Origin of the sequence: Phenylobacterium ferrooxidans, from assembly GCF_042714595.1 — a bacterium.
Taxonomy (GTDB): Bacteria; Pseudomonadota; Alphaproteobacteria; order Caulobacterales; family Caulobacteraceae; genus Phenylobacterium; species Phenylobacterium ferrooxidans.
Genome location: NZ_JAOTJD010000003.1, coordinates 73,747 through 96,133 on the forward strand (window position 1 = coordinate 73,747; position 22,387 = coordinate 96,133).

General features: G+C 68.0%; 24 protein-coding genes. 18 read left to right on the plus strand and 6 right to left on the minus strand.

Going from position 1 to position 22,387, the window contains the following annotated elements:
- The first annotated feature begins 74 nt into the window (after positions 1-74).
- From OCL97_RS02815 to OCL97_RS02825, 3 genes are all read left to right on the plus strand, one after another.
- Positions 75-1,247, plus strand: coding sequence for an acetyl-CoA C-acetyltransferase (locus OCL97_RS02815; protein ID WP_377367413.1), 1,173 nt, complete (start codon positions 75-77; stop codon positions 1,245-1,247).
- A gap of 68 nt (positions 1,248-1,315) precedes the next feature.
- Complete coding sequence (locus OCL97_RS02820; RefSeq protein ID WP_377367415.1) at positions 1,316-2,014, plus strand: SDR family NAD(P)-dependent oxidoreductase; 699 nt, start codon at positions 1,316-1,318, stop codon at positions 2,012-2,014.
- A gap of 122 nt (positions 2,015-2,136) precedes the next feature.
- Positions 2,137-4,203: a TonB-dependent receptor plug domain-containing protein gene (locus OCL97_RS02825; protein WP_377367417.1), complete on the plus strand. Its 2,067-nt coding sequence runs from the start codon at positions 2,137-2,139 to the stop codon at positions 4,201-4,203.
- Between the two features lie 131 nt (positions 4,204-4,334).
- On the opposite strand, the gene OCL97_RS02830 is transcribed toward OCL97_RS02825, so the two are convergent.
- Positions 4,335-5,672, minus strand: a complete 1,338-nt coding sequence (locus OCL97_RS02830) for a PQQ-dependent sugar dehydrogenase (RefSeq protein WP_377367419.1) — start codon at positions 5,670-5,672, stop codon at positions 4,335-4,337.
- Positions 5,673-5,935: 263 nt separating this feature from the next.
- Between OCL97_RS02830 and OCL97_RS02835 the strand changes: the two genes are divergently transcribed.
- From OCL97_RS02835 to OCL97_RS02895, 13 genes are all read left to right on the plus strand, one after another.
- Complete coding sequence (locus OCL97_RS02835) at positions 5,936-6,331, plus strand: MAPEG family protein (protein ID WP_304775078.1); 396 nt, start codon at positions 5,936-5,938, stop codon at positions 6,329-6,331.
- A gap of 49 nt (positions 6,332-6,380) precedes the next feature.
- Complete coding sequence (locus OCL97_RS02840) at positions 6,381-6,776, plus strand: GFA family protein (RefSeq protein ID WP_305761760.1); 396 nt, start codon at positions 6,381-6,383, stop codon at positions 6,774-6,776.
- A 42-nt stretch (positions 6,777-6,818) separates the two neighbouring features.
- Positions 6,819-7,421: a carbonic anhydrase gene (locus OCL97_RS02845; protein WP_377367422.1), complete on the plus strand. Its 603-nt coding sequence runs from the start codon at positions 6,819-6,821 to the stop codon at positions 7,419-7,421.
- A 261-nt stretch (positions 7,422-7,682) separates the two neighbouring features.
- On the plus strand, positions 7,683-8,198 hold the full coding sequence (locus OCL97_RS02850) for a hypothetical protein (RefSeq protein WP_377367424.1): 516 nt from the start codon (positions 7,683-7,685) through the stop codon (positions 8,196-8,198).
- A gap of 154 nt (positions 8,199-8,352) precedes the next feature.
- Positions 8,353-9,558, plus strand: a complete 1,206-nt coding sequence (locus OCL97_RS02855) for an acyl-CoA dehydrogenase family protein (protein WP_377367426.1) — start codon at positions 8,353-8,355, stop codon at positions 9,556-9,558.
- Between the two features lie 201 nt (positions 9,559-9,759).
- Entirely contained in the window at positions 9,760-10,782 is a 1,023-nt protein-coding gene (locus OCL97_RS02860; protein ID WP_377367428.1) for a fatty acid desaturase, read from the plus strand.
- Between the two features lie 519 nt (positions 10,783-11,301).
- Complete coding sequence (locus OCL97_RS02865) at positions 11,302-11,979, plus strand: hypothetical protein (protein ID WP_377367430.1); 678 nt, start codon at positions 11,302-11,304, stop codon at positions 11,977-11,979.
- Entirely contained in the window at positions 11,976-12,473 is a 498-nt protein-coding gene (locus OCL97_RS02870; protein ID WP_377367432.1) for a hypothetical protein, read from the plus strand. Before OCL97_RS02865 ends, OCL97_RS02870 begins: the two co-directional genes overlap by 4 nt.
- Before the next feature lie 101 nt (positions 12,474-12,574).
- Positions 12,575-12,898: an ArsR/SmtB family transcription factor gene (locus tag OCL97_RS02875; protein WP_377367434.1), complete on the plus strand. Its 324-nt coding sequence runs from the start codon at positions 12,575-12,577 to the stop codon at positions 12,896-12,898.
- Positions 12,895-13,368, plus strand: coding sequence for an SRPBCC domain-containing protein (locus OCL97_RS02880; RefSeq protein ID WP_377367436.1), 474 nt, complete (start codon positions 12,895-12,897; stop codon positions 13,366-13,368). Before OCL97_RS02875 ends, OCL97_RS02880 begins: the two co-directional genes overlap by 4 nt.
- Positions 13,369-13,604: 236 nt before the next feature.
- Positions 13,605-14,072 (plus strand): tellurite resistance TerB family protein, encoded by a 468-nt coding sequence (locus OCL97_RS02885; RefSeq protein ID WP_377367438.1) that lies wholly within the window; start codon positions 13,605-13,607, stop codon positions 14,070-14,072.
- Entirely contained in the window at positions 14,069-14,251 is a 183-nt protein-coding gene (locus OCL97_RS02890; protein ID WP_377367440.1) for a hypothetical protein, read from the plus strand. The genes OCL97_RS02885 and OCL97_RS02890 overlap by 4 nt, the downstream gene beginning before the upstream one ends.
- Positions 14,252-14,448: 197 nt before the next feature.
- Positions 14,449-15,822 (plus strand): alkene reductase, encoded by a 1,374-nt coding sequence (locus OCL97_RS02895; RefSeq protein ID WP_377367442.1) that lies wholly within the window; start codon positions 14,449-14,451, stop codon positions 15,820-15,822.
- Positions 15,823-15,827: 5 nt separating this feature from the next.
- Here the strand turns inward: OCL97_RS02895 and OCL97_RS02900 are convergent, their stop codons facing one another.
- The 4 genes from OCL97_RS02900 to OCL97_RS02915 are packed head-to-tail and all read right to left on the minus strand — an operon-like array spanning position 15,828 to position 19,037.
- The gene (locus tag OCL97_RS02900) at positions 15,828-16,319 is read right to left on the minus strand and encodes a hypothetical protein (protein WP_377367444.1); all 492 of its coding nucleotides are present in this window, start codon (positions 16,317-16,319) and stop codon (positions 15,828-15,830) included.
- Positions 16,316-17,929, minus strand: coding sequence for an MBL fold metallo-hydrolase (locus tag OCL97_RS02905; protein ID WP_377367446.1), 1,614 nt, complete (start codon positions 17,927-17,929; stop codon positions 16,316-16,318). Before OCL97_RS02905 ends, OCL97_RS02900 begins: the two co-directional genes overlap by 4 nt.
- 23 nt (positions 17,930-17,952) lie before the next feature.
- Positions 17,953-18,561, minus strand: a complete 609-nt coding sequence (locus OCL97_RS02910; RefSeq protein WP_377367448.1) for an NAD(P)H-dependent oxidoreductase — start codon at positions 18,559-18,561, stop codon at positions 17,953-17,955.
- A complete protein-coding gene (locus OCL97_RS02915; RefSeq protein ID WP_377367450.1) occupies positions 18,558-19,037 on the minus strand; it encodes a pyridoxamine 5'-phosphate oxidase family protein in 480 nt (159 codons plus the stop codon). The genes OCL97_RS02910 and OCL97_RS02915 overlap by 4 nt, the downstream gene beginning before the upstream one ends.
- A 118-nt stretch (positions 19,038-19,155) precedes the next feature.
- Between OCL97_RS02915 and OCL97_RS02920 the strand changes: the two genes are divergently transcribed.
- Complete coding sequence (locus OCL97_RS02920) at positions 19,156-19,938, plus strand: LOG family protein (RefSeq protein ID WP_377367452.1); 783 nt, start codon at positions 19,156-19,158, stop codon at positions 19,936-19,938.
- A gap of 112 nt (positions 19,939-20,050) precedes the next feature.
- Positions 20,051-22,108: a M13 family metallopeptidase gene (locus OCL97_RS02925; protein WP_377367454.1), complete on the plus strand. Its 2,058-nt coding sequence runs from the start codon at positions 20,051-20,053 to the stop codon at positions 22,106-22,108.
- A 9-nt stretch (positions 22,109-22,117) separates the two neighbouring features.
- Here OCL97_RS02925 and OCL97_RS02930 read toward each other — a convergent pair whose 3' ends face one another.
- Positions 22,118-22,381 (minus strand): DksA/TraR family C4-type zinc finger protein, encoded by a 264-nt coding sequence (locus OCL97_RS02930; RefSeq protein WP_304777578.1) that lies wholly within the window; start codon positions 22,379-22,381, stop codon positions 22,118-22,120.
- Between the last annotated feature and the right edge of the window lie 6 nt (positions 22,382-22,387).

A 22,387-nucleotide genomic window follows, 5' to 3' on the forward strand; every position in this document is an offset into this window, starting at 1 on the left:
TTGGCTTACCTCACGGCGCCCGCCTAGAGTGCCTCTCGACGCGCGAGACGCGCATTTCCAAAGGGAGCGGAACCATGGGCGAAGCCTATATCGTCGCGGCCTCACGCACGGCCGGCGGCCGCAAGGGCGGCAAACTGAAGGACTGGCATCCAGTCGATCTGGCCGCGAGCGTCCTCAATGACCTGCTCGACCGCACCGGCGCCGATCCGGCCCTGGTGGAAGACGTCATCATGGGCTGCGTCATGCAGGTGGGCGAGCAGTCGGTGAACGTGGCGCGCAACGCCGTGCTGGCCTCGCGCATGCCCGAGAGCGTGCCCGGCACCAGCGTCGACCGCCAGTGCGGCTCGTCGCAGCAGGCTCTCCAGTTCGCGGCCCAGGCCGTGATGAGCGGCACCATGGACATCGTCATCGCCTCGGGCGTCGAGAGCATGACCCGCGTGCCCATGGGCCTCTCGGCCGCGCTGCCGGCTCAGAACGGCTTTGGCACCTATATGAGCCCGGGCATCCAGGAGCAGTACCCGAATATCCAGTTCTCGCAGTTCGTCGGCGCCGAGATGATCGCCGAGAAGTACGGCCTGACCAAGGATGAGCTGGACGAGTTCAGCTACTCCTCGCACCAGCGCGCCATCGCCGCGACCCAGGCCGGGGCGTTCAAGAACGAGGTCTGCGCCATCGAGATCACCGACGCCGAGGGCAACAAGAGCGTCCACAACATCGACGAGGGCATCCGCTTCGACGCCAGCCTGGACGGCATCAAGGCCGTGAAGCTGCTGCGCGAGGGCGGCCGGATCACCGCAGCCTCCTCCAGCCAGATCTGCGACGGCGCCTCGGGCGTGATGATCGTCTCGGAAAAGGGCCTGAAGGAGCTGGGCGTCAAGCCGCTGGCCCGCATCCATCACATGACCCTGCTGGGTCATGACCCGGTGATCATGCTGGAAGCTCCGATCCCCGCCACCGAACGCGCCTTCAAGCGGACCGGCATGAAGGCCTCCGACATCGACTTCTATGAGGTCAATGAGGCCTTCGCCTCCGTGCCCGTCGCCTACATGAAGACCCTGGGCGTCGATCGCGAAAAGCTGAACGTCAACGGCGGCGCCATCGCGCTGGGCCACCCGCTGGGCGCCTCGGGCACCAAGCTGATGACGACCCTGCTGAACACCCTGGAAGCCAAGGGCGGCAAGTACGGCCTGCAGACCATGTGCGAAGGCGGCGGCATGGCCAACGTGACCATCGTCGAACGCCTCTAGAACCTCTATCGGCTTGGCTTCCTTCGCCCCGTGCGGGAGAAGGAAGCCTCGCTGAATTGGGGACCGACTTGAGCCAGCCACGCATTGTCGCCGTCACCGGCGCGTTCGGAATCCTGGGGTCCGCCGTCGCCCGCGCCGCCGCCGGGCCGGGGGCCAGGGTCGCGCTCATCGACTTCGCCAAGAGCGCCCCCGAGGGCCTGGTCGCGGCTTGCGGGCCCGACGCCCTGGCGCTCTCCGGCGTCGATCTCACTGACCCTGACGGAGCCAGGTCCGCCATCGACGAGGCCGCCGCGCGGTTCGGCGGTCTGGACGCCCTGATCAATGTCGCCGGCGGCTTCGCCTGGCAGACCCATGCCGACGGGGACCCCGCGGTCTGGGACAGGCTCTACGCCATGAACGTGCGGACAACGGCCAATGCGAGCCGCGCGGCCATCCCGCATCTGCGGGCCAGTTCGGCCGGCCGCATCGTCAATGTGGGCGCCAACGGCGCGGTGAAGTCCGCCGCCGGCATGGGCGCCTACGCCGCCTCCAAGGCTGGGGTCCACCGCCTGACTGAGAGCCTGGCGGAGGAGCTGAAGGGAGAGGTCACGGTCAACGCCGTCCTGCCCTCGATCATCGACACGCCCACCAACCGCGCCGACATGCCCGACGCCGATTTCACCCGTTGGGTGCGGGCCGACGAACTGGCCGCCGTGATCCTGTTCCTGGCCTCGCCGGCCGCCAGCGCCGTCACGGGCGCCCTGATCCCGGTCACCGGGCGGGTCTGAATCGCAGATCCTGTTACGCCAAGGCCGCGCTGCGGGGCGAATCGTCCCATCGAGATGAGGACGGTGGCGAGAGCTTATGAAGTAAGCCAGAACCGTCTCTGTTCCTGGGGAGGGCGCGCGTGATGGGTATGCTGATGATCGCCGCGGCCGCCGCCGCTCTGGCCGCAGGCGAGCCGGCTGAGGTGATGACGCCAGCTGTGGCGGCCACCTCCGAGACCGGCATCATCGCCTATCCCCCCAGCTTCTTCGCCGAAGCCTCGCCGTCGACGGCCTATGACATGGTCATCCGAGTGCCCGGCTTCTCCTTCGACAAGGGGACCGTGGTGCGCGGCCTGGCGGGGTCGGGCGGCAACGTGCTGATCGACGGCGAGCCGGCGGTGGCCAAGAACGACGCCCTGGACGAAATCCTCAGGCGTATCCCGGCGGGCGCCGTGGCCCATGTCGATCTGATCCGCGGCGGCGCGCCGGGCGTCGACATGCAGGGCCGGACCGTGATGGTGAACGTGGTGCGCAAGTCCACAGCCGGGTTCCGCGGCGCCACCACGACGGGCGCCTACGCGGTCTATGACGGCCGGGTTCTGGGCAGCTTCCGCGCGGAGGGGCAATGGCGCTGGGCCGGCGGGCGAGCCGCCGAGGCCTCGATCATCCTGGGCTACGGGCCCGATGACCAGCTGGGCGACGGCCAACGTGTCCGCACCGCGGCCAACGGCTCGACCCTGATCCTCTCGGACGTGGACGCCGACGGGAAGGGCCTGAAGCAGTGGACCACGGGCGCCTTTGAGACCCCGCTGGCCGGCGGCAAGCTGCGGCTGAACGCGGTCTATATGATGACCCCCTATTCGTCGGAGATCACCGACCGCATCCGCTTCCCGGGCGGCAAGGAATACCAGTACGATACCGCGGACCGCCTGCAGGCCGAGGTTGGCGGCCGCTTCAACCGACAGCTGACGCCGCGCCTGGACCTGGAGGCGGTCGCCTTCCAGCAATGGAACAACAACAACACCAAGTCGCGGTTCGAGGGCGCCAACCTGGTTCGCCAGTTCGAGGGCGACCGCAAGACCACCGAGAGCGTCGGGCGCGGACACGTACGGTTCGCGCAGTCGCCCACCCTGACCTGGGAACTCGGCGGGGAGGGGGCCTACAACAAGCTCGATAACACCACGACCCTGTTCCAGAACGCGGTGAAGGTGCGACTGCCGGCGGCCAGCGTGCTGGTGACCGAGAAGCGGGCCGAGGTGTTCGCCACTGCGACCTGGCGGCCGACCGAGGCCCTGACCGTCGAGGCCGGCTGGCGCCAGGAACGCTCGACCATCTCGTCGGAGGGCGACGTGCTGCTGGAGAAGCAGCTGCAGTTCAGCAAGCCGCGGGTGTCGGCGACCTGGTCGGCGACGCCAGGCACCCAGGTGCGCCTGCGGGTCGAGCGGGAGGTCGGGCAGCTCAACTTCGACGACTTCGTGGCCCCGTCCTCGGTCGCCAACACCGGCACGGTCATCGCCGGCAACCCCGACCTGTCGCCGCAACAGGCCTGGGTGGTGGAGGCCGCCATTGAGCAGCGGTTCTGGAACAACGGCGCGGCGATCCTGACCGTGCGCCACTACGAGCTGACTGACGTCATCGACCGCGCGCCGGTCTTCGGTCCTGGCGGCAGCGTCGCCGACGCGCCCGGCAATATCGGCGAGGGGACCAAGGACGAGGTGCAGGCCAGTCTCAGCCTGCCGCTGGACCGTTTCCGCATTCCGGCCGCGCAGCTGAAGGCCCAGGCCGTATGGCGCCGCTCGGAGGTCATCGATCCGCTGACCTTGCAGGCGCGTCAGATTTCCGGCCTGCGCCACATGGAGTGGGACCTGCACTTCAGCCAGGACCTGCCGCGCTGGAAGTCCAACTGGGGGATCGACGTCAACAAGGGCGGCTCCAACGCCAACGACGCCTATGGCTGGCGCGACCGGGCCTATCGCCTTTCGGAGATCGAGACCCGCAAGCTGGACCCCTGGGTGACCCTGTACGGCGAGTACAAGCCCAGGGCCGACCTGAGCGTCCGGCTGGAGCTGATGAACCTGACCGAGCGCAGCGCCCAGCGGACGCGTGAGGTCTATGCGGGACCGCGCGACCGCAGCGCCCTGCTCTATACCGACGTGCGTGATCTGCGCTGGGGCCGGGTCTGGAACCTGCGGATTCGCAAGAGCTTCTAGAGCCTGATCCGTTGAGGTGGAATCGCTTCGCGATTCCGCCGATGCGGTGGATCAGGCTCCAGATATAAGCGAGAGCATGATTCACGCCTGAGCCGGGACCGCTGCGCGGTTCCGTCTCAAGCGATCATGCTCTAGGGCTTGGGCGCGGCTGGGACAGGGGCCGGCGGGGGATTGGCGTTGGCCACCCGCCACACCGTGTCGCCACTGTCATCAGCCACCAGCAGGGCGCCGGCGTTGTCGATCGCCACCCCGGCCGGTCGGCCCTGGGCTTCACCCTTGGCGTTCAGGAAGCCGGTGAGAAAGGCCTGAGGCGGACCCGCGGGCTTGCCCTTGGCGAAGGGAATGAAGACCACGCGATAGCCGTTCAGCGGCCTGCGGTTCCAGGAGCCGTGCTGGCCGATGAACACACCGCCCTTGTACCCTGTAGGGAAGGCCTCGGCCCGGTAGAAGGCCAGGCCGAGGGACGCGGTGTGGGGCCCGAGGGCGTAGTCGGGGACCAGGGCCTTGGCCACCAGGTCCGGCCGCGGCGGGCTGACCCGGGTGTCGACGGTCTGGCCGAAATAGCTGTAGGGCCAGCCGTAGAAGGCGCCCTGGGTGACGCTGGTCATGTAGTCGGGGACGAGGTCGTCGCCGAGTTCGTCGCGCTCGTTGACCGCGGTCCACAGCTTGCCGGTCACAGGCTCCCAGTCCATGCCGTTGGGATTGCGCAGGCCGGTGGCATAGGGGCGGCTTGGCCCCTCGGGCAGGGTGAATTCAACGATCTGGGCGCGGCCGGATTCGGCGGCCATGCCGTTCTCGCCGACGTTCGAGTTGGAGCCGACGGTGGCGTAGAGCTTCTGCCCGTCCGGGCTGGCGATGATGTTCTTGGTCCAGTGGTGATTGATCGGGCCGCCGGGCAGGTCGAACACCTTGGTCCCGGCGCCTTGCACCTTGGTCTGGCCGTCGGAATAGGCGAAGGCGACGATGGAGTCGTCGTTGGCCACGTAGAGGGTGTCCCCTACCAGGGCCATGCCGAAGGGCCGCTTCAGCCCCTGGGCGAAGATCGCCTTGGTGTCGGCCACCCCGTCCGCGTCGGAGTCGCGCAGCAGCATGATCTTGTTGGGGCTTTCCTGCAGAGCCCCCGCCCGCTTCTGGACCAGCTGGGCGACCCAGTCCTTGAAGGTCTTGGGCGGCTTGGGCTCCGACGAGGACTCGGCGGCCAGGACGTCGCCATTGGGCAGGACCAGCAGCCAGCGGGGGTGATCCAGGCCGTCGGCGAAGCGGGTGACCACAAATCCGGGCGGGGCCGTGGGCGCGGCGTCCTTGGGCCAGCCGACGAACTTGGCGACCTTCACCGTCGGCAGAGCGCTGGTTGTGGGGGTGGGCAGCTCCGGCTTGGGCCCGAACCCGGCGAAGGGATCGGAAGCGCCCTGGCCGCAGGCGGTCACGCCGAACGCCGCCACGGTCGCAGCCAACAATACCGAACGCATGGACGTCTCCCTAATCTGCGACCTCAGGACAATGCCTGGCTCGGTCCCCGGTTCAGCCTAGCATGGCTTGCGGACGGGCCCACTGATGAGCGGCGGCGCGGCGACCTTCAGATAGATATCCTGAGGTGCTCGGCCAGGGCGTCACGCCGTGCGCGGCGAGGCGCGATGGGCGCGCCGCAAGCCCGCAGGTTGACGCCTCCGGCGCTCAAGCGGAAGCTCTCAAGGTGAAGCTTCGACAGGAAGCGCATTCTGGGGCGGACATCATGAGCGTTGAACTGACCATGCTGACCTATTCGGTCGGCCTGCTTTTCGTACTGGTCTTTCTCCAGGCCCTGGCGGGCATCCGGGCCCAGGGCGCGGTTCCCCTGGCCAATTCGCGCGATGACCTGCCGCCACCGAGCGGCTTCCACGCCCGGATGAAGCGGGTGGTGGACAATCACCGCGAGGGCCTGACCATGTTCGCGCCGCTGGTGCTGGTGGCGGCGGTGGCCGGCGTCTCCAGCGAGATCACGGTCCTGGGCGCCCAACTGTTCTTCTACTCCCGCGTGGCCCACGCGGTGCTCTACATCTTCGGGGCGCCGATGGTGCGTCCCCTGGCCTGGACCGTCGGCCTGGCCGGCACCGTCATGGTGTTTGCCGCCCTGGTCGGCCTGGCCTAGAGGGTCTCCCTAAGCGCCTCCCGTCCGGGGGGCGCGACCGGAGGTCCGCATGACCCGTCATCTCGGCTCCTGCCACTGTGGCGCGGTGACCTTCGCCATCGAGGCGGAGATCGATCACCTCACCGCCTGCGACTGCTCGCTGTGCGTGAAGAAGAACGCGCGGATGGTGCGGGTGCATGAGGACGCCCTGACCGTGCTGTCGGGCGGGGATCACCTGGGCGTCTATGTCTGGAACACTCACCGGGCGCGGCATCACTTCTGCCGCACCTGCGGGATCTATGTGTTTCACCGCAAGCGCGCGGCGCCGGACATGTATGAGGTCAACGTCTTCTGCCTGGACGGCTTCGACCCCTCAACCTTGCCGGTCCGATCCAGCCAGGGTGTGGGCATGTCGGTGGCCGCGAAGGGCGCGCGCGACGTCTGGCCCGGGCCCAGAGAGGCTTGAGACGGGGTTGCGGCGACGGGCTGACGGGGGTATGGCGCGGCCATGCTCGATCACCTGAAGGCGAACAACAAGGCTTGGGCCGCGCGCAAGGTCGCGGCCGATCCCGGCTTCTTCAAGCGGCTCATGGGCCAGCAGGCGCCCGACTATCTCTGGATCGGCTGCTCCGACAGCCGGGTGCCTGCCAGCGAGATCGTCGATCTCGATCCGGGTGAGTTGTTCGTGCACCGCAACGTGGCCAACCTGGCTCCCCCGCAGGACGCCAACTACCTGTCGGTCCTGCAGTTCGCTGTCGAAGTGCTGAAGGTGAAGCACATCATGGTGGTGGGTCACTATGGCTGCGGCGGCGTGGCCGCGGCTGTGGACGGCGGGCGGCGAGGTCTGGTGGATCACTGGCTGCACCCCATTCGGGAAGTCCACGAGGCGCACCGCTGCGAGCTGGACGAACTGGGCAGTCAGACCGAGCGCCTCGACCGCCTGTGCGAGCTGAATGTCATCCGCCAGGTGCAGAACGTGGCCAGCGATCTCTTTGTCAAGGACGCCTGGACCCGGGGCCAAGACCTGTGGGTGCACGGCCTGGTCTATTCCTTGGAAGACGGCCTGCTGAACGATCTCAATGTCTCGGTGGGCGGCCACCGCGAACCCTGAGCCGGGTGCGGCGGAGGGTCCGCCCGACCGGCTGACGGCCTATCTACAAGCTATTTGCCATCCGCCAGCGGGGCCGGAGGCGGCTGCCTGCCTGCGCGGCGGAGCGCAGTTTGTGTATAGGCGTAGTAATTCAAAATACAGATTTGATTAAATCCTTATTCACCGTGACGCTACACCACGTTTTAAATCGAATGTCTCAAAACGTTCTCGACAAGTTCAATCAATAAACAAAACACAAACACACACAGTCGGGAACACGCCATGAAGACCTTCGCCGCTTTCGCCCTCGCCGCCACTGTCGCCGCCTTCGCCGTCCCCTCGTTCGCCGCTGAGGCTGCGCCGTCGGTGAACGTGCAGAGCGTCCGCATCGCCCTGGCCGGCAAGTCCGTCACTCAGGTTCGCACGGAAATCCGCGACGCCGCCTCGAAGGTCTGCGGCGCGCCGGCCGGCGACTGCTGGGTCGCTGCGGTGCGGAAGGCCAACAGCGATTTCAACGCCATCAACCGCGCCCGCCAGGCCGCCGCGCCGTCTCCGGTCCGCACCGCCAAGCTTGAAGATGGCCGCGCCGGCGTCGTCAGCGTCCGGGTCGCCCTGGTGGGTCGTTCAAATGAACAGATCGCGGCCGATATCGCCGCCGCCGCCGACACGGTCTGCAAGGCGACCAACGATTACGCCCACGGCTACCGCGCCTGCGTGACCGGCGCCGTGCGCTCGGCCAAGGTGCAGCTGCGCCAGCTGGCCCGCGCCGAGGGTTCGACCCAAGTCGCCTCGATGTAAGAGACGGCTACTCAGTAAGGTGTTGAAGCCGCCGGCGCTGGTCCCCCCAGCGTCGGCGGTTTTCGTTTGCGCGCCTGCCGCCACGTCACACTTGGCGCGCCGTTTCAGAGGCTTAGACTAGGGCCAACGAACCAGTATGCGCGGAGGAACAGACATGGCCGATTTCGGAGCCGACCTCGATCTTGAGGAATTCCGTACCGAGGCGCGCGCCTGGCTGGAGGCCAACTTCCCGGCCTCGCTGAAGGGCAAGGGTAACCTCGCCGCGACCGAGGTGACGACCACCCACGCCGAGCTCAAGGCCTGGCGCAAGGCCATAGGCCTGAAGGGCTGGGCCACTCCCACCTGGCCGGCGGAATATGGCGGCGGCGGGCTGTCGCCTCAGCGGGCCCGGGTCCTGGCCCAGGAGATGGGCAAGATCGGCGCTTTCAATCCGATGATGTTCGGGATGGGCGTCACCATGATCGGCCCCACGATCCTGGACTACGGCACCGAAGAGCAGAAGAAACAGCATATCCCCCCCATCGTGCGCGGCGACGTCCAGTGGTGCGTGGGCTATTCCGAGCCGGGGGCGGGATCTGACCTGGCTTCGCTGCAGATGAAGTGCGAGGACGCCGGCGACCACTATGTGATCAACGGCCAGAAGACGTGGACGAGCGGGGCCCAGTACTCCGACTGGTGCGGGGCGCTGGTGCGCACCGACTTCTCGGCCAAGAAGCATGAGGGCATCAGCTTCATGCTGATCGACATGCACCAGAAGGCCATCGATCCGCGGCCTATCGCCCTGATCGCCGGGGCCTCGCCGTTCTGCGAAACCTTCTTCACCGATGCGCGGGCCGAGAAGCACGGGCTGCTGGGGCCGCTGAACGGTGGCTGGACGGTGGGCAAGCGTCTGCTGCAGCACGAGCGGGCCAGCCAGACCGGGACGGGCGGGGGTGGTCGCACCGTGCCGCTGAACGAGATCGCCAAGCGCTATGTCGAGGTCGACGAGGACGGACGCATCGCCGATCTGGACCTGCGTACGCGCCTGACCCGGCACCTGATGGACGCTCGCATCCACGGCCTGACCCTGGCCCGGGTGATGGCGGAATCCAAGGAAGCCTCGGGGGCCACCAACGGCGCTTCGGTGCTGAAGAACTCCGCCACGGTGGTGTCCCAGGGCCGGGCCGAACTGACCCTGGAGATCATGGGCCACCAGGGCCTCGGCTGGACCGGCGGCGACTTCACCCAGGAAGAGATCGAGACCGTGCGCGGCTGGCTGTCGGGCAAGGCGATGTCGATCTATGGCGGGTCGGTGGAGATCCAGAACAACATCATCTCAAAGCGCATCCTCAACCTGCCCGACACAACCCAGTCCACCTGACGGGCTGGATTTCGGCCGTCCTGTCGGAACGGGCAGGGGAGGTCCGTCGTTGGAGGACAACCAAGGCGGACTTCCTCGGGGGGTCATCCCAGGCGCCTCGCCACCCTGGCCAATAAGCCGCGAGCGGCCGACGGCGGAGCTGACGTCAAACAGTCTCAATCGCGGTGATATTTCGCGGGTCCCATTTCCAAGAGGCTCGCCTTGCCGAATCCTGACACCCGCCCCTGGCGCCAGCGTCTGGCCCCTTACCAGCAGCCCAGCGCCCGCCGTTCGATCCTGGAGATCGTGATCACGGCGGCTCCCTTGGCGGCGATCTGGGCCGTGGCGTGGGTGGCGGCGCACTTCGGCCTCTGGTGGGTGGCCTTGCTGCTCGCGGTTCCGGCGGCCCTGTTCCTGGTGCGGCTGTTCATGGTGCAGCACGACTGCAGCCACCGCGCCTTCTTCCGCAATCGCCACGCCAATGACTGGATCGGCCGGGTGATCGGGGTGCTGACCGTGACGCCCTACGACTGCTGGCGCCAGACCCACGCCATCCACCACGCCACCTCCGGCGACCTGGACCGCCGGGGCCTTGGCGACATCCTGACCCTGACGGTGGAGGAGTACCGCGCTCTCCCGCTGTGGCGGCGGATCGGCTACCGGCTGTATCGCCATCCGGTGGTGCTGTTCGGCATCGGCCCGGCCTATGTCTTCCTGCTGGAGCAGCGTCTGCCCAGCGGCCTGATGAAGGGCGGCTGGCGACCGTGGTTGAGCGCCATGGGCACCAACGCCGGCATCGCGGTCTTCCTGGTGATCGTCGCCCTGCTGGCGGGCTGGCAGGCCCTGCTGCTGGTCAATCTCCCGACCTTGGTGATCGCGTCGTCCATCGGGGTCTGGCTGTTCTATGTGCAGCACCAGTTCGAGGGCACCTACTGGGCGCGGCGCGACGACTGGGATCTGACGGAGGCGGCGCTGAAGGGCGCCTCGCACTATCACCTGCCGCAGCCCCTGCGCTGGATGACCGCCAATATCGGCGTGCACCACGTGCATCACATCGCCAGCCGCATCCCCTTCTACCGGCTGCCGACCGTCCTGAAGGACCACCCGGAACTGCGCGAGGCCGCCCGGCTCTCGGTCCCGCAAAGCATCCGCGCTGTGCCGCTGTCGCTGTGGGACGAGGCCAGCGAGCAGCTGATCTCCTTCCGCCAGCTGGCGCGGCAGACCCGGGCCGCCGCGGCCGCCTAGAGGTTCAGCCGGCCGACGGCGGCGTCGAAGGCGGCCATCTCGGCCGCTGCGCCGACGGTGATCCGGCTGCAGGTCGTCCAGAGGGGCCAGGAGCGGCCGATGGCGTTCTTCTCCTTGGCGAAGGCCGCCTGGACCTCCCTGGCGGGCTTCTTCCAGTCGAGGCGGCGGCGAACAGGCTCAGCACCTTGCCGATGCTGCGCCGGGAATAGCCGCGGCTGGTGAGGTCGCAGATCGGCTCGTCGGAGAGTTCGGGCGCGGTCATGTGGAGGTCCCCAGGCTGGCTTGATGAGCTCAGGCGCGTGAGGGGAGGGGGGAATGACCGTGGATGTTCAACCTCATGATCGCCCTTGCCTGTTCAACGGTTGAGCGGCGCGGTGACTTTCAGACCAGCAAATGTTCTCGTTATGTTCTGGACAAAGTGACGCTTGGAATGTAGGTGTGAGGTGGGGAAGAGATCGTCGCCCTGCGCGCCGCTCTCATGGGGTTTTACATTTTCCTGGTCAGAAAAGGTGGGTTTGCATGGCGCGTATGCCGAGCGGGGAGCCCCGTTCCGTCCCCGACATCAATGACGAAGACTACGACGAAATGATCCGCCGGCAGGCTGCGAACAACGCGCGGGCGGCGGGCGAACCGGTGAAGCAAGCCGGGGCAGGTGGCCGCATTGGCCATCCCGGCGAGCTGGAATCGCTCATCCCAGTCTGGGGATCTGGCCGAGAGGCCTTGGCGGATTTTGAAGACGGCGACTATGTCGGAGCCGGCTTGAACGGAGCGCTGGCGGCCTCCGACCTCTTCCTGGCGGGGTCGCTGCTGAAGGGCGCTGCAAAGGGCGGGGTGTTTGTGGCGGCCAAGGCGACGAAGCGAGCGGCGCCCTACGGTTGGGATGGAAACGTCCGGAAATGGATGGGCAAGAAGCGCTATCTGGCGCCCTACCAGCATGGTCACCACTGGGCTCTCTCGCGGAACGAGGGCATCGGCCGTTATGTCCCCGCCGCGATCAAGAACCAGCCTTGGAATATCAAACCGATGCCTAGTCCAAAGGTGCATGGACGAATTCACGGGCCGTATGCCGGCAAGAAGCAATTCAACCCGGCGCAGAGATATTGGTACGGCACGCCCGCGTGGTCGAAGGTTGGGACGGTGTCGGCGGCAGGTCATCCGACAGTCGCCGCCAAAGAGAAGGGGGAGGGCGGGCGATGAGCGCGCTTCCCTTCAAATACCCCTTGTTCGCCTTTGGCCGTGACGTGGGGCGCAACGCCCAGGCTGGCCGTGAAACGGTGACGTGGTTTGGCGACGACGAAGATGTTTCGACCTGCAAGGGGTGGGACCTCAAGCATGGCGCAAGGATGGGGATGATCCTCGTCGATCCGACCGGCCGAAGCTGGGAGATCGTCGGCGTCAAGGACCTCGGAATTGTCGGCTCCGTGCTTGGCCGCATTGTCCGCTTCGTATTTCAGCAAAACGACCATGCGATCGAAATGGACTTGGTGGAGCGGCCGCCGATGTCGCTGGACCAGGTGAAGGATCGGGTCTGTGCGTCGATCGACGCCAACCCGGACGATTGGCGCGATGACGAGGCGATCGCCGGGGAGAGTGGAGAGCCCCAGGACGAGCTGGAGCTTCTCGACCGCCTGAAGTCCCGTGTCAGGAAAGCCAAGACGCTCAAGGGCGTCGTGAAGATTCTGGACCGATAGCGGCCCCCGACCGCAACTCCTTGTTGACGTCGGCAGGTCCTAATATATTGCTGTCTAGCAATATAGATGGATGACGATATATGCAGGCTGCGTCTCAGCAAATGGATCTCGTGTTCGGCGCGCTGGCCGATCCGACGCGGCGGGCCATCCTGGCGCGGTTGGCGGAGGGGGAAGCGACAGTGAACGAGCTGGTGGCGCCGTTTGAGCTCAGCCAGCCGACGATTTCCAAGCACCTGAAGGTGCTTGAGGGGGCGGGGCTGGTCTCGCGGGGCCGCAACGCCCAGTTTCGGCCAGTGCGCCTGAACGCCAAGCCGCTGGCCGAAGCCTCCCGCTGGATCGGCGATTACCGCCGGTTCTGGGACGAGAGTCTCGACCAGCTCGAAGCCTATGTGAAAGACCTGCAGGCCAAGGGAGAGCCGTCATGAGCTCCGTCGAAATCGAGCGCGAAATCACCCTGACCCGCGTCATCGACGCCCCGGCCGCCCTGCTGTTCGAGGCCTATTCGCGGCCCGAGCACATCATGAAGTGGTTCGGCCCGGTGGGCTGGCCGGTGACCTTGGCGGAGATCGACTTCCGGGTCGGTGGCACGTTCAAGTTCGCGATGACCGGGCCGAGCGGGGTGCAGAACGAGCCCTTCGGCGGGACCTATCTGGAGATCGTTCCCGACAGGAAGATCGTCTACGACAACGGCTTCAACTTCGAGAAGATGATGGTGGTCACCGTCACCTTCGACGAGGCGGACGGGAAGACGAAGCTGACCCTACACACGGTGTTCGCCAGCGACGAAATCGCGAAGATGCACATCAGCGGCGGCTTCGAGGAAGGCACGAACTCGGGCCTGGATCAGCTTGAGGACCTGGCGGCCGAGCTGACCTCGCGGATTGGCGGCGGCTGATGCGCGAGCTTTTCGGGCCTGGGAGATCTGCGAATCTGATCATCGCACGCGGCGAATTCATCGCCGGGGGACTTGAGGCCGTCACGCGCCATCCCATATCGGAGTCGCGGCCCGGGCCCCTCTGACGATCCCCTTGATCGTGATGTCGGACCGCATCGGGTGCGCCCGATGCCGGGGTCCCTCTCCAGCTCCCCCGGAGTTTCGGGCGCATCCTCCCAACAGAGGAGGTTTGCGAGATGCCCTACAATCTTTCCAGCCGGCGGCCCACGAGCGCCAGCCTGATGACCGAAGCCTGGACCCCGGGCGACAGGCTGCAGCTGGACGCCTTGGTGGGGGGCTGCGCCCTGGTCGCCCACGCCGACGGCTGGGTGACGGCCGAGGAGCGGCGGCGCCTTGTGGCCCGGGTCCAGGGCCTCCCGGCCCTGGGTTTGTTCGGGGTGGATGAGGCGGTGCAGGCCTTCGAGGCCCTGATCGACCGTTTCGACAAGGATCCTGAAGACGGAGAGGCGGTGGCCGAGGCTGCGATCCTGCGGCTGCGCGGCCGGGCAGGTCCCGCCCATCTGCTGGTGGCCGCGGCCTGCTCCATCGCCGCCGCCGACGGGGGCTTCGACGCCGAGGAGCGGGCCGCGATCCTGCGGATCTGCCATCTCCTGGACCTGGAAGCCGACGCCTTTGATCTGTTGGCCGCCAGGGGCCGGCGATGAGGATCTCGGCCCCCGCGTCCTGGCTGCGGCTGGAGTCGCAGGTCCTTGCCCAGGCCACGACCCTGGCGGCGTCCCACGCCAGTTCCCCCACCGGACGGCCCGTGGAGGGGGCAGAGCCGGTGACCTCCAATCTCGCGCCGCGCCGGGTGACCGGCCACACCCTGGACATCCGGGTGTGAGGCCGATGGGCTAAGGCGGGTTGAAGGCTCGGCCGGCACGATTTTCCGCCGCCGAGCGCGTGGCGACGCCGCGCCGACCATCCATCAATCCATGAGTGGTCCGCGATCTTCGCGATCACGACAGATCCCTACCTGGTCTACACCTCCAATATCTTCGCCATCCTGGCCTTCGGGCGCTCTACTTCGCCCTGGGCGCGGTGATTGACCGCTTCGCCTGTCTGAAACCGGCCCTGGCCGCCCTGCTGGTGTTCATCCGCGGCAAGGTGTTCGTGGCCGAGGCCATGGGGTGGGAAAAGCTCCCCGCCCCGGTGTCCCTGGGGGTGACCGTGGCCCCTGCTGGCCTGCGGGATCGGTTATCCCGTCTGGCGCACCCGCACACCGGCGGCCGGGGTCGCCTGAGACCCGCGCGGGGGACGGCGGAAAGCGGCGCCGTCCCCTGGGCACGGGCTGGGCGGTCCCCTATGTGGGGAGCGCCGTTCCACGCCAGCCCTAGGATGCCCATGCCCTCGCTCTTTGATCCGCTCGTCGTCGGCGATCTGACCCTGCCCAACCGGGTGATCATGGCGCCCCTGACGCGCAGCCGCGCGGGGGACAGCCGCATCCCGAACGCCCTGATGGCCAAGTACTACGAGCAGCGCGCCTCGGCCGGCCTGCTGATCTCCGAAGGCGTTCCCGTCGATCCGATGGGCGTCGGCTACGCCGGGGTGCCCGGCGTCTGGTCAGCCGAACAGACCCAAGGCTGGCGGCAGGTGGCCTCGGCGGTCCATGCGGCCGGCGGGCGGATCTTCATGCAGCTCTGGCACGTGGGCCGCATCTCCGACCCGACCTTCCTGGACGGCCGCGCGCCGGTGGCGCCCAGCGCCATCGCCGCCAAGGGCCACGTTAGCCTCTTGCGTCCGGAGCGGCCCTATCCGACCCCGCGCGCCCTGGAGACCAGCGAAGTCCAGGACGTGGTCGAGGCCTTCCGCCTCGGCGCCCAGAACGCGCAGAAGGCTGGTTTCGACGGCGTCGAGCTGCACGGCGCCAATGGCTATCTGCTCGACCAGTTCCTGCAGGACGGCGCCAACCAGCGCACCGACCAGTACGGCGGCTCCATCGCCAACCGCGCCCGGCTGATGCTGGAATGCGCCGACGCCGCGGTGTCGGTCTGGGGGTCCGACCGCGTGGGCATGCACCTGGCGCCCCGCGGCGACGCCCACAGCATGGGCGACAGCGATCTGGCGGCGACCTTCACCCACGTCGCCACGGAACTGGGCAAGCGCAAGCTGGCCTTCCTCTGCGCCCGCGAGGCGGAGGGGCCCGACAGCCTGGGGCCGCAGCTGAAGAAGGCGTTCGGGGGTGTCTATATCGCCAATGAGCGCTTCACCGGCGCATCGGCCCAGGCCGCCCTGGACGCCGGCTGGGCCGACGCCGTGGCCTTCGGCAAGGATTTCCTGGCCAATCCCGACCTGGTCGAGCGCCTGCGCACCGGGGCGGAGCTGAACCGCTGGAACCTGGCGACCTTCTATTCACCCGGCGCGGAGGGCTACACCGACTATCCGACCCTGTCGGAGCTACAGGCCGCCGACTGATCAGCCTAGGGGACGTCGCAGGCCAGCAGCCCCTGGCGTCCCTTCACGAATCCCCGGCGCACCATCCCCGCGAGCACCGCGGCCTTGAGCCCGGCTTCGCGGGACCTCGCCCCGGAAGCCCAACGGACGACACCCCGGAAGGGGAGTCCGACGACGCCGGCGACCAGGTCGGCGGCGAGGCCGTCCACGGTGACACCGGCGGTCTTTCCATTGGGCGTGAGGTCAGGGCCCAGGGCGTCGTCAAGGGCGCGAAGTTCGGTCTGAAGCGACGGGCAGTCGCCCGCGTGGGCCAGGTCATAGGGTGAGACCACGGCGCGTAGCAGCACGTCCGGCGCGGTCTCGCGGATGACGCTGAGATCGCGCAGGGGCTGAACCGCGGCGCGACCAAGGTCAGAGTCCGAGCCGGGCCGGGCCATAGGCTGGGTGGCGCAGCCGGCCAGGAGGCTCAGGCCGACCAGGGCCGCGACCCGCGAGGTTGTCCGATGTTTCGCTATCATGGAGCGGGAGCCTGCGCCGTGGTCCTCGCCGCGGTCAAGGTCTGGCGGAACGCCGCCAGCAGCTGCTCGCGCGCCGTATCGTCCTGCGCCGCCTGCAGCGCCTGATCCAGTTCGATCAACAGTCCGGCCCGGGCGTTGTGCCAGTCGGGCGCGGCCACGGCGCGGGCGGCGATGCGGTGCACGGTCTCGCCGGCCGCCTGAACCTTCGAGCCGCTCAGGACATAGCCCTCATCCATCCCCGGCAGGGCGATGCGTTCGGGCTCGATCCCCGCCGCCACCAGGCGCGTCCGCAGGCCCTCCCGGGCCGAGGGCTCGCCATGCAGGATGAACACCTGCCCGGCGACGGGCCCGCGCGCCTTGACCCAGTTGGTCAGGCCCGAGGCGTCGGCGTGGGCGGAATAGACGTCCAGGGCGCGGATGCGCGCCCGGACCTGGATCTGCTCGCCCTCGATCGAGACCCGGCTGGCGCCGTCCTGCAGGATACGCCCGAGCGTCCCCATGGCCTGGAACCCCGACAGCAGAACGGTGGCGTCCTTGCGCCAGAGCAGGCGCTTGAGGTGCCGCCGCACCCGGCCGGCGTCACACATGCCGCTGGCGGCCATGATCAGATGCCAGCCTCTCAGCTTCTCAAGGCTGTCGCTCTCCTTGGGCTTGCGCAGGAACCGCAGGCGACCGCCGGAATGCAGGTCCTGGAAGGGGTTGCTCTCCGTGGTCCGGTTCCAGCCGCGCCGCTGGAAGATCTCGGTCGCCTCGATGGCCAGGGGCGAGTCCAGGAAGATATCGGCCTTGGGGATCTGGCCCTCGTCCATGATGGTGAGGATGTCGGCGAGCAGTTCCTGGGAGCGTTCGACCGCGAAGGCCGGAATGAGCACCGGCCCGCCCGCGGCGTGGGCGTCGAGCAGCTCCTGGGTCAGCACGGCTCGCCGGGCCTGGCCGTCAAGATCCAGCCGCTCGCGGTCGCCATAGGTGGATTCCACGATCACGTGGTCGACCCCGCTGGGGCCATCGGGATCGGGGGAGTAGTCGCGCCCGCCGCTGCCGATGTCGCCGGAGAACAGCAGCCGAACCGGACCTTCAGCGGTCTCGAGCTGAACCTCGATGGAGGCGGCGCCCAGGATGTGGCCGGCCTCCCAGTAGGTGGCGGTCAGGCCCGGCAGGATGGCCGCCGCAACCCCCAGCTTCACCTTCTTGAACTGCTCCATGACCTTGGCGGCGTCGCGCTCGGTGTAGATCGGCTCGACGGTGGGACGGCCCCGCCGCTGGTTGCGGCGATTGAGATGACGGACCTCGGTCTCCTGGATACCGCCGGCGTCGGCCAGCATGATGCCGCACAGGTCGCGCGTGGCGGCCGTGGCGTAGATCGGACCCGTGAACCCGGCCTTCATCAGCTTGGGCAGCAGGCCCGAGTGGTCGATGTGCGCGTGGGTCAGCAGGACCGCGTCAATCTTGCCGACGTCGAAGGGGAAGTCGTTGTAGTTCAGGGCCTTGAGAGTCTTCGAGCCCTGGAACATGCCGCAGTCGATCAGCACAGCGGCGCCATCCACCTCAAGGCGCGCGCAGAAGCCGGTGACGCAGCCAGCGGCGCCGTGGAAGGTCAGCTTGACGGTCAAGGGGAGCGCTCCTGGGGAGGGGGTCAATCGGCTGCCACGCGGTCGTCGCCGAAGGTCTGGGCGACGGCGTGGCGAACCTCGGTCAGCAGGTCGGCCACCGCTTCCCCGGTGATGCCGGGGACGATACCGCCAATGTGTCTGTGATCCAGCATCCGCAGCCCGCAGACGGCGGCCAGATGCAGGTCGAACACCGTCATCAGGGCCGGAAGGGCGCCGCTCTCGCGGACCCACGACTCCGGCGCGCCCGAGAAGCTGAAGCTGATGAGCCTCTTTCCCTCAAGCAGGGGTTCGGTCCCGCCCGGGATCGGCGCGTAGCCGAAGCCCATGCTGAAGACGCGGTCGACATAGCCCTTCAGCATCGCCGGGGGCGCGTTGAACCACAGGGGGTAGACGAAGGCGAAGACCTCGGCGTCGGCCAGAAGCCGTCGTTCCTCCAGCACGTCGGTCCCGAAGGCGTAGCCGGCCGGGCCCGGAATTTCCGCGGCCTTGAGGCAGGGGTCAAAACCAAGCTGGTAGAGGTCACGGACCACGACCTGGTGGCCCAGGGCCGCCGCGGCCTCGGCATAGGCCGCCGCCGCCGCGCAGGTGAGGCTGTCGGGATTGGGGTGGGCGACGATGATCGCGTGTTTCATGATAAGCGGTCCGTCGCGGAGAGCGTTTCGTCGACCTGCACGAGCTCGTTGTGACCAAAGCCCTTGCGGTAGTCCAAGACCGAAATCACCTGCGGGCGCAGATGGAACATCGCCATCTCGCCGGCCGGGGTGGAGACGTACTGGGCCAGTTCCGGGAACCTCTCCAGGAACAGCAGGCCGATCCGCGCCAGGTCGTCGGGGTTGGTGACCTCGGTCGCCTGGCCGCCGAGGGAGAGGCCGCGGATTTCGGCCCAGTCACGATAGGGCAGGTCGATCGTCGCCGACACCCGGGGGTCGCGCGCCAGGTTGCGCGCCTTCTGCGACTGCTGCCCGCACCCGAAATAGATGTCGAGGCCCTGGCTGGCGTAGCTCACCGTGGTGGCCTGGGGCGCGCCGTCGGGCCTGAGGGTCGCGAGCGTCAGGTCCTTGCCCTCTTCAAGGATTGCGACGATGTCCTGGTGGATATCCGGCTTCATCGATCTTGCTCCAGCGAAGATTGAGGCCAGGATGGCCCCAGACGAGGCGGGTGGCGTTGCGCCAGATCAAGTCGAAGGCCACCTCCGATCTTAGTCTGCGCCACGCCTGGAGATTCGTATGTCGAGCAGCCAACCAGAGCCCAATGCGGCGCAACTGATCTCGCCCGCCTATCGCCTTGCGGCCTTGGATCAGGATTTCCTGCTGAGTTCCTCCATGCGGGGCGTTCGGTTCCTGCTGGAGTTCTCCAAGGTGGACGAGGCGCTGACCGCCTGGGGCGTCAGGTCCACCCTGGTGGTGTTCGGCAGCGCCAGGATCGCGGAGAACGGCCCGGGCCGGCAGGCTGAGTGGTATGCGGCGGCCCGCGCGTTCGGCGGCCTCGTCTCCCAGAGAGGCGGCGCAATCCACACCGCCGACCGCCTGCGCGACAACGTCATCGCCACCGGCGGGGGCCCCGGGATCATGGAGGCGGCCAACCGCGGGGCGGCCGATGTCGGCGCGCCGTCCATCGGGTTCAACATCAGCCTGCCGCACGAGCAGGGCCCGAACCCCTACTCGACCCCGGAGCTGACCTTCCGCTTCCACTACTTCGCCATGCGCAAGATGCACCTGGCCATGCGCGCCAACGCCCTGGTGGTGTTCCCGGGGGGCTTCGGGACCCTGGATGAGCTGTTCGAGATCCTGACCCTGCGCCAGACCGACAAGTCGCCGCGTATTCCCGTGGTGCTGTTCGACGAGACCTACTGGCGGTCGGTGATCAATTTCGACGCCCTGGTGGAGGCGGGCATGGTGGACGCCGCCGATCTCGAGATCTTCCGCTTCGCCGGGAGCGCCGAGGAGATCTGGGCGGAACTCCTGGCCTGCGGCCTGCCGGTGGCGGCCGAGCGGGTCGCTGGCTCCTAGGCGCGCCCCCGGCGGAAGATGGAGGAATGTTCATCTTCGTCCAGATGTTTTGCGGCGGACAGCCTGCCGCTCCCACGCCATTCTGCGCTCACAGGATTCCAAGGGGGCGCGGATGCGTAGTCAGTTCATGTGTGCGGCGGCCGTGGCCGTCCTGCTGGTCGCGGGTCACGCCAGCGCCGCCGACAAGCCCGAGTTCGGCGAGGTTGGCCTCGACCTCGCCAGCATGGACAGGACCGTCGCGCCCGGTGACGACTTCTACGCCTATGTGAACGGTGGCTGGCTCAAGTCCGCCACCATCCCGGCCGACCGTTCCAACTACAGCGACGTGGCCCGCCTGCGCGAGCAGAGCCTGGCGCGGGTTCGCGGGATCGTGGAGGCCGGCGCGGCGTCGCCCAGTTCAGCCGACGCCCGGAAGTTCGGCGACATCTATGCCAGCTTCATGGACGAGGCGGCCATCGAGGCGGCCGGGATCACACCTCTCAAGGCTGACCTGGCGATGATCGCGGCGGTGAAGACCCCTCAGGACGTGGCGCGGGTCATGGCGGCCCTTGAGCGCAAGCAGCGTCCGTTCGGCTACGGCTCGCCCCAGCCCAGCTTCCCGGTCTATCCGGCGGTGGGCATCGACGCCAAGGACCCGACAAAGGGCTCGTCGGAGCTGGTGCAGGGCGGCCTCGGCCTGCCCGACCGCGAATACTACCTGACCGACGATCCGAAGTTCGCCGCGGCGCGGGCGGCCTACAAGACCTACCTGACCCAGATCTTCACCCTGGCCGGCATGGGGGACGGCGCGGCGCGGGCCGACCGGATCATCGCCTTCGAGACCGCCCTGGCCAAGGTGCATTGGAGCCGGGTGGAGTCCCGCGACGCCGACAAGGTCTACAACCCCATGACCCCGGCCCAGCTGATCGCCGCGGCGCCGGGCTTCGACTGGAAGACCTATCTGGACGGGGCGGGCTTCGGCGCGCGGCCGGTGCTGATCCTCAACCAGACCAGCGCCATCACCGGCTTCGCCAAGCTGGCGGGCGCGACCGACATGGAGACCTGGCGCGACTACCTGGCCTCGCGCCTGATCAAGGACGCCGCGCCGGTGCTGCCCAAGGCCTTCGTCGAGGCCGACTTCGCCTTCCACGGCAAGGCGCTGACCGGCACGCCGGAACTCAACGCCCGCTGGAAGCGCGGCATCGCGGCGGTGAACCTCGCCATGGGCGACGCCGTGGGCAAGTCCTACGCCGCCCAGTACTTCCCCCCTGAGGCCAAGGCCAAGATCGAGGACCTGGTGGGGGAGGTGAAGGCCGCCTTCTCCCGCCGGATCGACCGCCTGGACTGGATGGCGCCGCAGACCAAGGTCCGGGCCAAGCTCAAGCTCGCCAACCTGCGGGTAGAGGTTGGCTATCCCGAGACCTGGCGTGACTATTCGGCCCTGACCATCGTGCGTGGCGAGGCCTTCGCCAACAGCCAGCGGGCCGCGGCGTTCGAATACGCCCGTAACCTCGCGGAGATGGAAAAGCCGGTGGACCGCGCCCAATGGTGGCTGACCCTGACGCCGCAGACCGTGAACGCCTTCAACGCCGGGCCCCTCAACAAGCTGGCCTTCCCTGCGGGCTTCCTCGCCGCGCCCTGGTTTGATCCGGCCGCCGATCCGGCGGTGAACTACGGCGCCATCGGCTCGGTGATCGGTCACGAGATCAGCCACAGCTTCGACGACCAGGGCGCCAAGCTGGACGAGCAGGGGCGGCTGATCGCCTGGTGGACGCCGGCTGACCTGACGGCCTTCGAAGCCTCCACCGGCAAGCTGGCGGCGCAGTACGACGCCTATCAGGCCCTGCCGGACCTGAAGCTCAACGGCCGCCTGACCCTGGGCGAGAACGTGGGCGACCTGGGAGGCCTGGCGGCGGCGCTGGACGCCTATCACGCCAGTCTGGGCGGCAAGCCCGCGCCGGTGATCGGCGGACTGACCGGCGACCAGCGGTTCTTCATGTCCTATGCCCAGAGCTACCGGACCCTGATGCGCGAGCCCTTCCTGCGCCAGATCATCGCCACCGACCCCCATGCGCTGGGCCAGTTCCGCGCCTATGAGGTGCGCAACTTCGACGCCTGGTACACGGCCTTTGACGTGAAGCCCGGCCAGAAGCTGTACCTGGCGCCGGCTGAGCGGGTTCGCATCTGGTAGGGGGCGCCGTTACCGGAGCTGGCTGTCCTTGCTGCCCCTGCGGTTGATGCCGGCGACGACGATCCGGCTGTCGCGGCCGGACTGGCATTGGACGCAGGTGCGGGCGCCGGGGAGTGCCCGGCGGCGCGCCTCCGGAATCTCGTCACCGCACGCGACGCACTGCTCCGTGCCTTCGCCGACCGGCAGGCGCGCCCGGGCCGTAAGCACGCCGTCGGTGATGGTGTCCTCGATCTGATCGAGGACAGCGCCCTCGTGCGCCCAGCCGGTCGCCATGTCGCC

Excerpts from the sequence above, each read along its gene's own strand:
- OCL97_RS02865 (WP_377367430.1), top strand. The coding sequence starts at position 11,302 with ATGGCGCGTATGCCGAGCGGGGAGCCCCGTTCCGTCCCCGACATCAAT.
- OCL97_RS02885 (WP_377367438.1), top strand. The coding sequence starts at position 13,605 with ATGCCCTACAATCTTTCCAGCCGGCGGCCCACGAGCGCCAGCCTGATG.
- OCL97_RS02880 (WP_377367436.1), top strand. The coding sequence starts at position 12,895 with ATGAGCTCCGTCGAAATCGAGCGCGAAATCACCCTGACCCGCGTCATC.
- OCL97_RS02870 (WP_377367432.1), top strand. The coding sequence starts at position 11,976 with ATGAGCGCGCTTCCCTTCAAATACCCCTTGTTCGCCTTTGGCCGTGAC.
- OCL97_RS02835 (WP_304775078.1), top strand. The coding sequence starts at position 5,936 with ATGAGCGTTGAACTGACCATGCTGACCTATTCGGTCGGCCTGCTTTTC.
- OCL97_RS02825 (WP_377367417.1), top strand. The coding sequence starts at position 2,137 with ATGGGTATGCTGATGATCGCCGCGGCCGCCGCCGCTCTGGCCGCAGGC.
- OCL97_RS02830 (WP_377367419.1), bottom strand. The coding sequence starts at position 5,672 with ATGCGTTCGGTATTGTTGGCTGCGACCGTGGCGGCGTTCGGCGTGACC.
- OCL97_RS02925 (WP_377367454.1), top strand. The coding sequence starts at position 20,051 with ATGCGTAGTCAGTTCATGTGTGCGGCGGCCGTGGCCGTCCTGCTGGTC.
- OCL97_RS02920 (WP_377367452.1), top strand. The coding sequence starts at position 19,156 with ATGTCGAGCAGCCAACCAGAGCCCAATGCGGCGCAACTGATCTCGCCC.
- OCL97_RS02815 (WP_377367413.1), top strand. The coding sequence starts at position 75 with ATGGGCGAAGCCTATATCGTCGCGGCCTCACGCACGGCCGGCGGCCGC.
- OCL97_RS02930 (WP_304777578.1), bottom strand. The coding sequence starts at position 22,381 with ATGGCGACCGGCTGGGCGCACGAGGGCGCTGTCCTCGATCAGATCGAG.
- OCL97_RS02910 (WP_377367448.1), bottom strand. The coding sequence starts at position 18,561 with ATGAAACACGCGATCATCGTCGCCCACCCCAATCCCGACAGCCTCACC.
- OCL97_RS02845 (WP_377367422.1), top strand. The coding sequence starts at position 6,819 with ATGCTCGATCACCTGAAGGCGAACAACAAGGCTTGGGCCGCGCGCAAG.
- OCL97_RS02840 (WP_305761760.1), top strand. The coding sequence starts at position 6,381 with ATGACCCGTCATCTCGGCTCCTGCCACTGTGGCGCGGTGACCTTCGCC.
- OCL97_RS02900 (WP_377367444.1), bottom strand. The coding sequence starts at position 16,319 with ATGATAGCGAAACATCGGACAACCTCGCGGGTCGCGGCCCTGGTCGGC.
- OCL97_RS02875 (WP_377367434.1), top strand. The coding sequence starts at position 12,575 with ATGGATCTCGTGTTCGGCGCGCTGGCCGATCCGACGCGGCGGGCCATC.
- OCL97_RS02855 (WP_377367426.1), top strand. The coding sequence starts at position 8,353 with ATGGCCGATTTCGGAGCCGACCTCGATCTTGAGGAATTCCGTACCGAG.
- OCL97_RS02850 (WP_377367424.1), top strand. The coding sequence starts at position 7,683 with ATGAAGACCTTCGCCGCTTTCGCCCTCGCCGCCACTGTCGCCGCCTTC.
- OCL97_RS02890 (WP_377367440.1), top strand. The coding sequence starts at position 14,069 with ATGAGGATCTCGGCCCCCGCGTCCTGGCTGCGGCTGGAGTCGCAGGTC.
- OCL97_RS02915 (WP_377367450.1), bottom strand. The coding sequence starts at position 19,037 with ATGAAGCCGGATATCCACCAGGACATCGTCGCAATCCTTGAAGAGGGC.